Below are 13,186 nucleotides of genomic sequence, written 5' to 3'. Positions count from 1 at the left end.
TGGATTAGCGATAATGGTGCTTGTCTAAGCCAAACTTCTTCATTCGTAGATAGAGCTTTTTGCGCGGGATCTGCAAGTATTCCGAGACATCGTTGATTCGGCCCTGATGAATATTCAGGGCCTCAATAATAATCTGCCGTTCATAATCCTCAACTCGCTGGTCAAGCTGCACAGGCTCAACCTGATGCAACAGCGGGTTGGAGATTTCGGCCAACGGCATTACCCCCACGGCCAACAGCTTGGCTGCATTAGCCAGCTCGCGCACGTTATTCGGCCAGTGACGAGTGACCAGCTTTTTTACCAGCGCTGGCGGTACTTCAGGCAGCGGATGATTCAGGCGCAAGCAGGCCTGCTGCAGGTAGTGCCGGAATAATGGCTCGATATCGTCAAGGCGCTGCGAGAGCGGCGGACAAAACTGCTGGGTCATGGCGAAACAGTAATAAAGGTCCGGAATGATGCGAGTATTACCCACCAGGGTAATGAGCGGTTGAAGTCCCGTGGTAACGAGGCGGCACGGCGGTTCATCCTGTCCTTGCTGATGGGCCAGGGTCAGCTGCTGCGCCTGGGTCAGAAACTCAAGGTTGCGCAGGACCAGCGTGCCGCCCTGCGCCTGCTCACACCATGCCTGCAGCGGAGCCTCCTGGCCTTCCAGAATATCACCGAATACAATCGGCCGGTCGCGGCGAGCGCTAAGGCGATGCAGATAGCACGCAGCCAGCGTCCGCCCGGTTCCCCGTTCTCCGTGAAAATAGACGGCAACATCCGTTTCAGCCAGCTGCTGGAGCGTTTGCCGCATCTGAATCACCCACTCGCTGCGGCCAATCAGATTATCTTCCAGCTGCTCTTTTTGCCACTGCCGGCGGACTACCTGCGACTGGCGCTGGGCCAGCGCCTTATCAACCAGGCCTAACAGCTGCTCCGGGTTGACCGGCTTTTGGAGAAAATCCCATGCGCCTTTCTTTACCGCCTCGACCGCCATCGGGACATCACCGTGCCCGGTAATCAACATCACCGGCAAATGCGGATCGTGTTTATGCAGGATCTTCAGCAAATCGATTCCGGAACAGTGCGGCATACACACATCGCTCAGCACAATACCGGGCCACGCTTCGCTCACCAGGTCCTGCGCTGTCAGCGGATCGCAACAGGCATAAACCCGGTGCCCGGCCTGGGTGAGCAGCTGCGTATAGGCATCAAGGACATCGCTGTCGTCGTCAATCAGCAAGATATTATGGTGATCAGTGAGCATGGCTTATTTCCGTGGGTAAAAATTGCAAAACAACACAGGCATGATTTTCCAGCGTCGACGCCAGCCGCAAATGCCCTCCCATCTGTATCATTAATGATTCGCTGATCGACAGGCCGATACCCAGCCCCAGCTGCTTGCTGGTGACAAACGGCTTCAGCAGCGACTCCGCCAGCGCCAGCGGCCAGCCGCAGCCATTATCGGCAATCGTTACCGTCCAGCCCTCAGCGGTAGAGGTCCATTCGACGCAAATGCGGGGCGCTTCCTGGGCTGCATCCAGCGCGTTGGTGAGCACATTGACCAGCACCTGTTGAATACGGACTTCATCACCCAGCACCTGCGGCATATCTGACGGCAGATTCAACACGCCGCGCAGCGGTTTGTGGCGCAGGGCCAGTAGTTCCCAGGCGGAAACGAAAGCGCGGCGCAGGTCGACGACGCTCGCGGGCGCATCCGCCTCCGAACGCCGGGTAAACTGCCGCAGGTTGCGGATAATCGCATCGATTCGGCCAATCAGCCCTTCCGCTTTGCTCAGCATCTGGCTGGCACTGGCCGGTTGCTGATTCTGAATGGCGGTCCGCGCGCTGTAGAGATACATCGACAGAGCATTCAGCGGTTGGTTAATTTCATGAGCCAGAGTGGTCATTGTCTGCCCGACCACCGCCAGCTTGGCCGTTTGAACCAGTTCATCCTGGGTCGTACGCAGATGGGTATCGATCCTTTTGCGTTCGGCTATCTCCTGCTCAAGCAGCAGACGTTGTTGATTGAGCTGCCCCAGGGTATGACGCAGCAGTTTACCGATGCGCCCCAGTTCATCTTCGCCATACACGGGAATGGCAGCGTTAACGTCACCCAGCCCAATACGCACCACCGCCTGGTTAAGCTGGCTAAAGCGTTTAACCAACCGTGAGCGGATAAAATAATGGTTGAGCAAGTACGCCAGGGCCAGCGCCAACAGGGTGGCAATCAGAATCAGGCTGCCGCTAAACCACATGGTATGTTCCAGACGCTGATTAAATGTGCGCATTTTATTGTGGCTGTCGCTGAGCTGGGACTCCAGCTGAGCGCGAAAACGCGCCAGCGTGGTGTCTTTGGCTTGCGTCACCTGCGATAACGCCTGTTGCGCCTCAATATATTCCCGAATCGCCGCCGGCATTTTATTTTCCGCGATGCCGGTGTCGAGCAGTTCATCGATGGTTTGCCGCAGGGTTATCGTACTGGGATAACCTTCCAGCAGATGCATATTTTCATCTGCGGTTTGTTTGAGATAGGTCAGGTAGCGAATATGCCCTTCAACGTTACCGTCTCCCTCGGTGATGGACTGGACCTCAGTCAACCTGTCACGCAGGTCGCTGATAATCTGGCTCTCGATGCGTGCCAGGGTATAGACCTGCTGCTGTTCACCCTGTACCGCCCGCAGATTAGCCTGCAGACGGTGAACGCTCGTGCCCTGCTTGTCCTCCATCTGATCTAACAGCGCCCCCTGCTGCCAACTGAAGTCCTGCACCAGAGAGTTCATCTCCGAAGTGAAGTCATCATGCAGCCAGTTAATCCGCGCGGTAATTTCGTTTACCTTCTCCCGGGCGATAAACATGTTGTAGAGCGAGCGGTCAAGTCTGGCGAGAAGCTGACGACTGTCGCGCAGGGTCAGCTCAATTTGCTGGCGCTCCGGCATATCAAGACGCTGGCTTAACGTGTCGATGTCATCCAGATGTTGCAGGATTTGGTTACGTAACTGCAGGCGCGATGTGGTATTTGCCGCCAGCAGGAATTCATTAAGCTGATCGACCAGGGTGTTGAGGTTATTTTCGATCAAAAACGAGGTCTGGATCCGTGGGAAATAGTCGTTGAGCGCATAGCGAATTTGAGAGCTCTGTTCGTGCCAGGAGTAGAGGCTGACGCCGCTGACGACCAGCGTCAGCAGCGCACCGGTCAGGAATGCACCGCGTAGGCTGGCGCTGATGGTCAGGTTTTTGATAAAGCCGGGCAACCTCATTTCAGGTTCTCCAGTTTGACGATCGCCTGGCGCTGCTGCTCCTGAAAAAAGAGCTGCCACTCCATCATCAGCTGCTCGGCCTGATCTTTATTATCCAACTGCCGGAGATAGTGCTCATCGCTACTCTGCTGTTCGCTCACCGGCATGGCGGTCAGCAGCGCGCGAACCTCCGGCAGCGGCGTTTTAAGCCGGGCCTCGGCATTGTGTAGCGCCCGCCATGCGTCTTTCAGCTGCGACAGGCGAAAGCTTATCGCGGTATCAAACAACTTTTGCACCAGCCGCTGGCGTTGCAGGATCAGCTGATAGTTGAGAGAGGGTTCACTCAGCAGCTGATGCTGCTGGCGCGCGCGCGGCGTATTTCCCGGGTCGGGAATGATAGAGTATTTTCCGGTATTGGTATCCGAGAGCGCCTGCTGCCCTTCCGGGCTTAGCAAAAACTGAATAAAATGTCGGGCATCCGTTGGGTACGAATTATTACGGATCAGCGCCACGTAGGTGGGCGATGCGGCCGAGTGCGGAAAATAGTGAAACGCCAGGTTGGGATCGTCGAGTAACAGATTGGCGTAGTTATCGATAACCGGGCCGACCGAACCTAAGCCGCTTTTGATTTTATCCGCCACACCAAAGCTGCGGCTGGAAATCGTGATCAGGTTTCCCGCAACGCTCAGAATGGTTTCCCACCCGTGATTCCAGCCCTGCTGCTGTAGCAGCGACTCGACCATCAGATGGTTGGTGTCCGAGCGGGAGGGACTGCTCATCAGCAAGGTTCCCTGATAGCGCGCCTGCATAAGATCGTCCCAGCTGGTGGGCAGCGGCAAATGGCGCTCGCTGAGATTCCGCTGGTTAATGAGCAGGCCAAACCCCGAGATGGCCACCGCAACAGCGGTACTGCGGATCGATGCGGGTACCAGCTGCTGCGACTGCGCCGGCGCATCCGGGTAGGCGGCCAGCCGTTGATGCTCCTGCAGATGCTGCAACAGCATCGGGGAAGAGGTCAGCACCAGATCGATATTTTCGCCCCCGGCGCCATCCAGCAGTTGTTCCAGCGATGCGCTAGTCCGGTTCAGCGTCCGAATGATGACCGACTGGGGCTGAGTCTGCCAGCGACTGATGATATAGGCCGTGGCATCGGGCGAAAAGGTGGTCGCAATCACCAGCTCATTTTTTTTAGCCTCGGCTGAAAAGACCGTCAGGAAACTGACTAAGAGTCCAATAATACATCCTCGCTGTCGTTTGTTTGACCGTTTTTTCATCAGATGCCCTTTATACTGAAATGGTTTTGTGATCGTTTTCATAAAACCAGAAGATGATTAAATAATATCGCACGACGATTTGTGACAAAAAGGTTCATGGCCCAGAACGAAAGCGATGATGCCAGAAAAATATCTGCAACCAGCTTAATCTCACAGGATAATTAACAGCATACCCCTGTCATTAAAATCATACTGTTAACAAGGTCAAACTAACTGAGGTACTGAATTACATAGCAACCAGAATATAGCCAGGCCCGGCGATTAAGTATCCCATACAAAAACTGAAACCAAAGAAATATAATTGAGTCAAAAAAAGGACTGCCATTTTCATATTTGAGTCACTTTTGACTCAAATAGCGTGGATTGTTTTGTGACTTTGTTTTCATCACAATTCATCGCGTATTCACGACAGCTTTATTTAATTATCTCGATGCTCACCACCGATAACAAAATACAGGTACTGTTATGCTCTCATTATTAAAACCCAAAGTCGCCACGACCACTATTCCTGCGGAACAAATTACCCCCACCTATAAACGCTATCGTATGCAGGCGCTGCTGAGCGTTTTTCTTGGTTATCTGGCCTATTACATCGTACGAAACAACTTCACGCTGTCGACCCCCTACCTCAAAGATCAGCTCGATCTCAGCGCCACCCAGATTGGGATGCTCAGCAGCTGCATGCTGATCGCCTACGGTATTAGTAAAGGCGTAATGAGTAGCCTGGCGGATAAGGCCAGCCCGAAAGTGTTTATGGCATTTGGGCTGGTCATGTGCGCCGTTGTAAACGTAGGCCTCGGGTTCAGCAACGCGTTCTGGATTTTTGTCGCGCTGGTCGTTATCAACGGCCTGTTTCAAGGGATGGGCGTTGGTCCGTCGTTTATTACCATCGCTAACTGGTTCCCCCGCCGCGAACGCGGCCGGGTAGGAGCCTTCTGGAACATCTCGCATAACGTTGGCGGCGGGATTGTTGCCCCTATCGTCGGCACCGCTTTTGCGCTGCTGGGATCCGAACACTGGCAGACTGCCAGCTATATCGTACCGGCGGCGGTTGCGGTGTTGTTTGCCCTCGTGGTACTGGTTCTGGGCAAGGGCTCGCCGCGTAGCGAAGGCTTACCGGCGCTCGATGAAATGCTGCCGGAAGAAAAAGTGCTGCTGAATACCGGCAAAGTTGAAAAAGCCCCGGAAAACATGAGTGCTGGGCAGATCTTTTGTACCTACGTACTGAAAAATAAAAATGCCTGGTACGTGTCGATGGTTGATGTGTTCGTCTACATGGTGCGCTTCGGCATGATTAGCTGGCTGCCTATCTACCTCCTGACGGTGAAGCACTTCTCCAAGGAAGAAATGAGCGTCGCATTCCTGTTTTTCGAATGGGCGGCCATTCCGTCCACCCTGCTGGCCGGCTGGCTGTCAGATAAGTTGTTTAAAGGCCGCCGTATGCCGCTGGCGATGATCTGCATGACGCTGATTTTCTTCTGCCTGATCGGCTACTGGAAAAGTGATTCGCTATTTATGGTCACGGTGTTTGCCGCTATCGTCGGTTGCCTGATTTACGTCCCGCAATTTTTGGCCTCGGTACAAACCATGGAGATTGTCCCGAGTTTCGCAGTCGGCTCTGCGGTCGGCCTGCGCGGTTTTATGAGTTACATCTTCGGTGCAACGCTGGGTACCAGTTTATTTGGCGTGATGGTCGATAAACTCGGTTGGCACGGCGGTTTCTATCTTCTGATGGGCGGCGTGGTGTGCTGCATTCTGTTTTGCTATCTGTCGCACCGCGGGGTGCTGGAGCTGGAACGTAAACGCCAGGAGGCAGCCAGTGCGCAAGAGCTGACGCTGGCGCAGGTGTAAATCGGTAACACAGGGGCGTTCCCGACGGCGGAAAGTCGTCGCCGGGTTAGCCAGAAATCACGGCGACCTCATTGAATTGACGGATAAAACACACCCACCCGTGCCGGTTTTTGTTCCCGGCATACGCAGACGCTATAATCGCGTTGCCGTCCAGGATATTCCTGGCTTAAGCCCAAAATGGGGGTGAGATTGACTCTTGTTGTTCGCCAGGCAACCCGGCATGACTGGCCCGCGTTGCAGCAGCTGTTTCTTTTATCGCGACGTCATACCTTTACGTGGCTGGACGTTGTCGGGTTCCGCTTAACCGATCTGGATAAGCAGACCGAAGGTGAGACAATCTGGCTGGCACATGATCCGCAGGGAGAGCTGGCGGGTTTTATTTCCGTCTGGATGCCAGAGCATTTTATTCACCATTTGCATGTGGCCTGCGCGCATCAGGGATGCGGTGTTGGCAAAATGCTGTTGCGGGCATTACCCGGCTGGCAAGAGCACGGCTATCAGTTGAAGTGCCTGACGCGCAACCGCAATGCGCTGGCGTTTTATGACACCTGCGGCTTTGTCACGATTGATGAAGGGATAAGCGACGAAGGAGCGTACCGCCTGCTGAAACGCATGGCGGCCTGGCCGGAACGGTAGGCCAAAAAATGCGCCCGCAGGCGCATCGTTGACGCTTCGCAGATTTATTCTTCACTGACCGTCGATGTCACCCGTACGCCGGCAAAGACAATAATCATTGCGCTGAGCAGCAGTAGCCCGCTGCCGGTAAAAACGCCGCTGGCGCCATTAAGGTCAAACACCGCCCCGCCGCCGGCCGCCCCGGCACCGATGGCCAGCTGAATGGACGCAACCAGCAGCCCGCCAGCGCTTTCAGCCTCATCCGGCACCGTCGTCGCCAGCCAGGTAGACCAGCCAACCGGCACCAGTCCGAAGGCAAAACCCCACATGGCGACCAGCAGGCCGTCAAGCATCGCGATGTGGCCGAACGTCACCATCATCAGTGCCAGGATGCTCATAGCAAAAGGAACCAGCGCCAGCGTCAGCCGCAGGCTTCGGTTTAGCAGATGCCCGGCGAGAGATGTTCCGATAAAGTTCGCGACCCCAAACCCCAGCAGAATCAGCGAGACACCTTCCACGCTAGCCTGGGCCACGGTTTCCAGAAACGGGCGCAGGTAGGTGAAAAAGGCAAAATGACCGCTGAAGATTAAAATGGTGGCCAGCATCCCGCCAACCATGCCGGGACGGCGCAGAACCTTAAACAGCGTAGCAAAACTGCCCACGCTTTCCGGGCGCATAGAGGGCAATACCCACAGCTGCCACAGCAGCGCAATCAGGCTCGGTACGGTACAAAGAATAAACACGTTACGCCAGCCAATCAGACCGCCGAGATAGCTGCCCAACGGCGCGGCGACGACGGTGGCGATCGATACGGCTGAGAAGATTACCGCCAGCGCTTTCGGCACCAACGCCGCAGGCACCAGGCGCATCGCCGTCGCGGTCGACATCGACCAGAATCCACCAATCGCAATTCCCAGCAGCAGGCGCCCCAGCAGCAGAAACTCCAGCGACATGGCAAAGGCCACCATCAGACTGGAAATGATCTGCAGGACAGAAAAGAACATCAGTACCCAGCGGCGATCGATATTTTTAGTGGCGGGGGTGATCAGCAGCCCGGTGATGAGTGCCACCATGGCCGTTGCGGTGACCGCCTGCCCCGCCATCCCTTCGCTGACGCCAAGGCTGGTTGCCATCGGTGTTAACAGGCTGGCGGGAAGAAACTCTGCGACAATCAGGCCGAAAACGCCCAATGCCAGAGCATACACGGCGCGCCATGCGGGTCTGGCCGTGGCCATCCCTTCTTCGGCAGTTATGCAGGAACTCATATACATCTCTCCAGAATAATTAACATCCCGGCAAGATTAGGGCTTTCCCGTCGGACGATCTATGATGCATACTCTGCAATTATTGATAATTCGTCCGGGAATGCGTATATGACTCGCCAGACACTCGACCTCACCAGTGAACTCCTGCGCGGCATGCGCCTCTCAGGGGTTAATTACCGCCGCATCGAAACCGGTCGTCCGTTTGGGGTGGGTTTTCGCTATGTGCCGGGTAAAGCCCAGTTCCACTTTGTGAGCCGCGGGCAGGTGCTGCTGCGAATGGCCAGCGGCCTGCAGCTGACCCTGGAAAGCGGCGATGCACTGTTTATCCCCAACGGCGAGAGCCATGCGTTAATGTCCGATGCCCAGGCGCAGGTTATTGATGTCATGCAGTTAGCCAGTGAGCCGGTATGCAGCACGGTGTGCTGCGTCAAAAGCGAGGGTGCGCAGAAAGAGGCGGACAATACCGTCATCTTCAGTGGCTGCATGGATTTTGAACTGGGAGGAATGCAGCCGCTGGTCAAAGCGATGCCGGAAGTGATGCTGGTGAGCCGTTTGTTGAAAACCTGGCCCGAAATCCACCCGCTGCTGCTGGCCATGGAACGAGAGTCGCTCACACGCCAGGCGGGCTATGCCGGTATTCTGGCGCGGCTTGCCGATGTCGTGGCAGCGCTGATCGTTCGCGGCTGGGTCGAGTGCGGCTGCGGTAACGCAACAGGTTGGGTGCAGGTGCTGCGCGATCCGAAACTCGCCAGGGCTATCTATGCAATGCATCAGCAGCCCGGCGTCAACTGGAAAGTCGAAGAGCTTGCCCGCGAGGCCGGGACCTCACGTTCCGTTTTTGCGGAACGCTTCCTCGCCGCCACAGGGACCACGCCCGCGCGCTATCTCACGGAACTGCGGATGCGGCTGGCCGTGCAGTATATTTCGGATGAAGGTCAGACCCTGGAAAAAGTGGCCTTCAGACTGGGATACAGCTCCCTGGCCGCTTTCAGCCGGGCCTTTAAGCGCATCACCGGCAAAGCCCCGGGGTCGCTACGCGCAGAAGTTCCGCTATAGCCACGTCACCACGTCAACGCTGTTCCCTACTTTTTATTCTGCCAGTTAGCCCACGGACTATCGGTTGGAAGCGGTGTGTCAGCGGGCGTCGAATCATCAAGGGAGTCAATATAGAGATTTTCGACTTCTGTGCGCGCCCACGGCGTGCGGCGCAAAAATTTAAGGCTCGATTTGATGCTCGGGTCGCTCTTAAAACAGTTGATATTGATCCGTTTTGCCAGCTCGGCCCAGCCGTACTTTGCCACCAGAGCGTTCAGTAAAGCCTCAAGGGTGACGCCGTGAAGAGGATCTTTTGAAGGCTGCATTGAATGTTTAATCCTGAATACTTGAGAAATGTCGCACACCATACTGGCTACATCGGCCCTGCGCAAGGCGGAAACAATTTTCGCGACGCCTTTATTCACTATTCGCAAAAGCACAGAACCCTGCCCGGTCATAAATTAGAAAAGAACGTTATTGGTTGATTATTTTCCGCCAGGGCAAGCTGTATTCACCCACCTGAATGAGGAAATCACCATGCGCTGTTGTTGTCCCCGAATCCTGAATCTGAATAAACGCTATGTCCTGAATCCCGTCTTCGGAGAACACAATGAACGCAACAACTTTGCCGATTCTCGATCTTGCACGCTACGCCGCCCCTGCTGAAAAAACGGCTTTTTTAGCCGACCTGCGCCATGCGGCCCGTGAAATCGGCTTCTTTTATCTCATCAATCATGGCGTCGACGACGCTTTGCAGGATGCTGTTCAGCAGCAATCCCGTCGTTTCTTTGCCCTGTCTGATGAACAAAAACAGCCGGTGGCCATGATTCATTCCCCTCACTTTCGCGGCTATAACCGTGCCGCATCAGAGCTAACCCGCGGGCAGCCAGACTGGCGTGAACAGTTCGACATCGGCGCCGAACGCCCGGCGCTACGGCTGGATGACGGTGCTCCGCGCTGGCAGCGTCTCCAGGGACCTAACCTGTGGCCGGACGCCTTACCTACATTAAAACCGACGCTACTGAGCTGGCAGCGCGCCATGACGGAGGTGGGCATCACCCTGCTGCGCGCCTTTGCCGAAGCGCTGGCGCTACCTGACAACGCCTTTGATACCTTGTACGGCAATAAGCCTAATGAGCACATCAAACTGATCCGCTATCCAGGCCAGCATGAAACGCAAAGCCACCAGGGTGTGGGCGCACATAAGGACTCCGGGTTCCTCAGCTTCCTGCTTCAGGATGAGCAAAAAGGACTGCAGGTGGAAGTGGCCCCGGGCCGCTGGATCGATGCCACTCCGTTGGAAAACAGTTTTGTTGTCAATATTGGTGAGCTGCTTGAGCTGGCTACCAATGGCTATCTGCGGGCTACCGTACATCGGGTGGTGTCCCCCCCGGCGCACCAGGAACGTCTCTCTATCGCCTTTTTCCTCGGCGCGCAGCTGGATGCCACCGTACCGGTGTATACCCTTCCGCCGGAACTGGCGCAGGAAGCACTCGGCCCGGACAGCGATCCGCAAAACCCGCTGCTGCGCGAAGTGGGCTGGAATTACCTGAAGGGCCGCCTGCGCTCTCATCCGGATGTGGCTGAACGCTACTACCAGGATGTGTTTCGCGAACGCGCCGAGCAACTGATCGTTTAAACATAAAAATAAAGGAAAACACCATGAAAAATGCCGCTTTTAAACTGGCAGGGGTTGCTCTGTCTCTCTCTTTGGCCTGGACGTCTGCACAGGCCGCCGCGCTACGCGTGGCGGCTGACCCAGTTCCGCATGCGGAGATCCTTAACTACATCAAGAAAATCGATCCGAGCCTCGATCTGAAAGTGGTTGAACTGACCAGCGGCGTGAACGCCAATGAACTGCTGGCTAACGGCGACGTCGACGCGAACTATTTCCAGCATGTGCCCTACCTGAAAGATCAGGAAAAGGCGCTGGGCAAAACCTTTACCGTCGCCGCGACGGTCCATATTGAGCCGCTGGGCATCTATTCACGCAAGCACAAAAACTTCGCCTCGCTGCCGGAAAATGCCACCGTCGCTGTCCCCAATAACACCACGAACCTGAGCCGCGCACTGTTCTTATTGCAAAGCCAGGGACTTATCAAGCTGGCCACCACTTTCACCGACCCGGCCACGACGCTTGCTACGCCAAAAGATATCGTGGAGAACCCGAAGCATCTTAAGATTCTCGAAATTGAATCCCCACAGATCCCACGTTCTCTGGACGATGTCGACCTGGCCGTCATCAACGGTAACTATGCGCTGGAAGCCGGGCTTTCTCCGGCCAAGGACGCTCTTGGGCTTGAGAGCGCCAGCCATAACCCGTATGCCAATATTCTGGTCACCAATCCCTCCCTGGCTAGCGACCCGCGCATTAAACAGCTGGCAAAAGACCTGACCTCACCGCAGGTGGCCGAGTTCATCCGTCAACGCTATAACGGCTCGGTTATCCCGGTTGCCCCTCAGTCATGATTGAGGTGACCGGGCTGAGTAAAACTTACGCCGGAACAGGCCGACCGGCGCTGAACAATGTATCGCTGCATGTCCCGAAGGGGGCGGTTTACGGCATCCTCGGGCGCAGCGGCGCCGGGAAAAGTACGTTGATCCGCTGTTTGAATCTGCTGGAGCGGCCCACGGCGGGCCGCATTATTGTGAACGGACAGGATATTACGCAAATGGATAATGCCGCTCTGCGCGCCTGGCGCCTGCGTACCGGCATGATCTTTCAGCATTTTAATCTGTTGCACGCGCGCAACGTCGCCGACAACATCGCCGTGCCGCTGGAAATTGCCGGGGTGTCAAAACCCGCCCGCCAGGCGCGAGTGGCGGAGCTGCTGGAGCTGGTCGGACTGAGCGATAAAGCACAGGCGTTTCCATCTCAGCTATCGGGTGGGCAGAAACAACGCGTCGGTATCGCAAGAGCGCTGGCGGTAGGGCCTGATGTCCTGCTGTGCGACGAGGCAACCAGCGCACTGGATCCCGAGACGACCGCATCGGTACTGGGGCTGCTGGCGGATATTAATCAGCGCCTGAATCTGACGATAGTGCTGATTACCCACGAGCTTGAGGTGGTCAAAACCCTGTGCGACCACGCTGCGCTGCTGGAAAATGGCGAGATCGTCGAAAGCGGCAGCATTGCCGAACTGCTGGTGGCTCCGTGGTCGACGCTACGCCAGTCGCTACTGCACGACCCCCAGGCGGAGCGCGATTTTCTCGCTCGCCATGGTTATCACCGGAGGCCATTATGCACAGTCGCATGAGCTGGGAGGATCTCTGGCCGCTGCTGCTTGGCGGTACGCTGGACACGGTGTATATGGTTGGTCTGGCGGCGTTGTTTACCGTGTTGATCGGCCTGCCTGTCGGCGTTGTGCTGTTTATTTCGCGCAAAAACGGACTGCTGCCGATGCCGAGACTCAACGTCCTGCTGGGGGCAACGATCAATTTCGGCCGCTCGCTGCCGTTTATCGTGCTGCTTATCGCCCTGATCCCGTTTACCCGGCTGATTATCGGCACAACGCTCGGGAGCACGGCGGCGGTGGTGCCGGTGACGATCGGCGCATTCCCTTTTTTCGCCCGGCTGACGGAGAATGCGCTGGATGAAGTGGATTACGGGCGCATTGAGGCCATCTTATCGATGGGCGGCTCTGTGTGGCACGTTATTTTTAAATCACTGTTGCCGGAAGCGCTGCCGACCCTGCTGGCCGGCGTCACGCTGACGATTGTTATGCTGATTGGCTTCTCGTCGATGGCTGGCGTGATTGGCGGCGGTGGACTGGGCGATCTGGCGATTCGCTATGGCTATCAACGCTTCAATAATGAAGTGATGGTCGGCACGGTACTGATACTGGTGGCCCTGGTACAAGGCGTGCAGATGGCGGGCGACCGCCTGGTTCGCCGGCTGGCCCACCGCCGCTAGACTTCAGCAAGC

At 56.1% G+C, this 13,186-nt stretch carries 12 protein-coding genes; 7 read left to right on the top strand and 5 right to left on the bottom strand.

The features are described 5' to 3' along the window. Positions 1-4: 4 nt before the first annotated feature. From pgtA to ACMYSK_RS06185, 3 genes are read right to left on the bottom strand one after another with little or no spacing between them, the layout of a single operon-like run. Positions 5-1,249 carry a two-component system response regulator PgtA gene (pgtA, locus tag ACMYSK_RS06195; protein ID WP_434641073.1) on the bottom strand — a complete coding sequence of 415 codons (1,245 nt, stop codon included), beginning with the start codon at positions 1,247-1,249 and terminating at the stop codon, positions 5-7. Beyond that, on the bottom strand, positions 1,239-3,242 hold the full coding sequence (pgtB, locus tag ACMYSK_RS06190; protein ID WP_434641071.1) for a two-component system sensor histidine kinase PgtB: 2,004 nt from the start codon (positions 3,240-3,242) through the stop codon (positions 1,239-1,241). The genes pgtA and pgtB overlap by 11 nt, the downstream gene beginning before the upstream one ends. Continuing rightward, positions 3,239-4,495, bottom strand: a complete 1,257-nt coding sequence (locus ACMYSK_RS06185; RefSeq protein WP_434641069.1) for an ABC transporter substrate-binding protein — start codon at positions 4,493-4,495, stop codon at positions 3,239-3,241. Before ACMYSK_RS06185 ends, pgtB begins: the two co-directional genes overlap by 4 nt. Positions 4,496-4,960: 465 nt before the next feature. Between ACMYSK_RS06185 and pgtP the strand changes: the two genes are divergently transcribed. Both pgtP and ACMYSK_RS06175 read left to right on the top strand, forming a co-directional pair. Next, positions 4,961-6,346 carry a phosphoglycerate transporter PgtP gene (gene pgtP, locus ACMYSK_RS06180; RefSeq protein ID WP_434641068.1) on the top strand — a complete coding sequence of 462 codons (1,386 nt, stop codon included), beginning with the start codon at positions 4,961-4,963 and terminating at the stop codon, positions 6,344-6,346. 189 nt (positions 6,347-6,535) lie between these two features. Next, on the top strand, positions 6,536-6,982 hold the full coding sequence (locus tag ACMYSK_RS06175; RefSeq protein ID WP_434641067.1) for a GNAT family N-acetyltransferase: 447 nt from the start codon (positions 6,536-6,538) through the stop codon (positions 6,980-6,982). A gap of 44 nt (positions 6,983-7,026) precedes the next feature. Here ACMYSK_RS06175 and ACMYSK_RS06170 read toward each other — a convergent pair whose 3' ends face one another. Next, a complete protein-coding gene (locus ACMYSK_RS06170; protein ID WP_434641066.1) occupies positions 7,027-8,226 on the bottom strand; it encodes an MFS transporter in 1,200 nt (399 codons plus the stop codon). Positions 8,227-8,334: 108 nt separating this feature from the next. Between ACMYSK_RS06170 and ACMYSK_RS06165 the strand changes: the two genes are divergently transcribed. Further along, entirely contained in the window at positions 8,335-9,282 is a 948-nt protein-coding gene (locus ACMYSK_RS06165; protein ID WP_434641065.1) for an AraC family transcriptional regulator, read from the top strand. Between the two features lie 26 nt (positions 9,283-9,308). Here the strand turns inward: ACMYSK_RS06165 and ACMYSK_RS06160 are convergent, their stop codons facing one another. After that, entirely contained in the window at positions 9,309-9,587 is a 279-nt protein-coding gene (locus tag ACMYSK_RS06160) for a VF530 family DNA-binding protein (protein WP_434641064.1), read from the bottom strand. A gap of 284 nt (positions 9,588-9,871) precedes the next feature. On the opposite strand from ACMYSK_RS06160, the gene ACMYSK_RS06155 reads away from it, so the two are divergent. From ACMYSK_RS06155 to ACMYSK_RS06140, 4 genes are read left to right on the top strand one after another with little or no spacing between them, the layout of a single operon-like run. Next, positions 9,872-10,900, top strand: coding sequence for an isopenicillin N synthase family dioxygenase (locus ACMYSK_RS06155; RefSeq protein WP_434641063.1), 1,029 nt, complete (start codon positions 9,872-9,874; stop codon positions 10,898-10,900). Between the two features lie 23 nt (positions 10,901-10,923). Further along, entirely contained in the window at positions 10,924-11,730 is an 807-nt protein-coding gene (locus tag ACMYSK_RS06150; protein ID WP_434641061.1) for a MetQ/NlpA family ABC transporter substrate-binding protein, read from the top strand. Next, entirely contained in the window at positions 11,727-12,518 is a 792-nt protein-coding gene (locus tag ACMYSK_RS06145) for a methionine ABC transporter ATP-binding protein (protein WP_434641060.1), read from the top strand. The genes ACMYSK_RS06150 and ACMYSK_RS06145 overlap by 4 nt, the downstream gene beginning before the upstream one ends. Continuing rightward, complete coding sequence (locus ACMYSK_RS06140; RefSeq protein ID WP_434643923.1) at positions 12,515-13,174, top strand: methionine ABC transporter permease; 660 nt, start codon at positions 12,515-12,517, stop codon at positions 13,172-13,174. Before ACMYSK_RS06145 ends, ACMYSK_RS06140 begins: the two co-directional genes overlap by 4 nt. Positions 13,175-13,186 lie beyond the last annotated feature (12 nt).

It is taken from the genome of Klebsiella sp. I138, assembly GCF_051131765.1.
In the GTDB taxonomy this organism is placed as follows: Bacteria; Pseudomonadota; Gammaproteobacteria; order Enterobacterales; family Enterobacteriaceae; genus Klebsiella.
The sequence above is the reverse complement of the archived record's forward strand: the minus strand, read 5'-3'. Positions and strand labels throughout refer to the sequence as shown.

Bases quoted from the DNA above. Each gene is read 5' to 3' on its own strand.
- ACMYSK_RS06155 (WP_434641063.1), top strand. From the start codon at position 9,872: ATGAACGCAACAACTTTGCCGATTCTCGATCTTGCACGCTACGCCGCC.
- ACMYSK_RS06145 (WP_434641060.1), top strand. From the start codon at position 11,727: ATGATTGAGGTGACCGGGCTGAGTAAAACTTACGCCGGAACAGGCCGA.
- pgtB (WP_434641071.1), bottom strand. From the start codon at position 3,242: ATGAGGTTGCCCGGCTTTATCAAAAACCTGACCATCAGCGCCAGCCTA.
- ACMYSK_RS06165 (WP_434641065.1), top strand. From the start codon at position 8,335: ATGACTCGCCAGACACTCGACCTCACCAGTGAACTCCTGCGCGGCATG.
- ACMYSK_RS06140 (WP_434643923.1), top strand. From the start codon at position 12,515: ATGAGCTGGGAGGATCTCTGGCCGCTGCTGCTTGGCGGTACGCTGGAC.
- ACMYSK_RS06170 (WP_434641066.1), bottom strand. From the start codon at position 8,226: ATGAGTTCCTGCATAACTGCCGAAGAAGGGATGGCCACGGCCAGACCC.
- pgtP (WP_434641068.1), top strand. From the start codon at position 4,961: ATGCTCTCATTATTAAAACCCAAAGTCGCCACGACCACTATTCCTGCG.
- pgtA (WP_434641073.1), bottom strand. From the start codon at position 1,249: ATGCTCACTGATCACCATAATATCTTGCTGATTGACGACGACAGCGAT.
- ACMYSK_RS06160 (WP_434641064.1), bottom strand. From the start codon at position 9,587: ATGCAGCCTTCAAAAGATCCTCTTCACGGCGTCACCCTTGAGGCTTTA.
- ACMYSK_RS06185 (WP_434641069.1), bottom strand. From the start codon at position 4,495: ATGAAAAAACGGTCAAACAAACGACAGCGAGGATGTATTATTGGACTC.
- ACMYSK_RS06150 (WP_434641061.1), top strand. From the start codon at position 10,924: ATGAAAAATGCCGCTTTTAAACTGGCAGGGGTTGCTCTGTCTCTCTCT.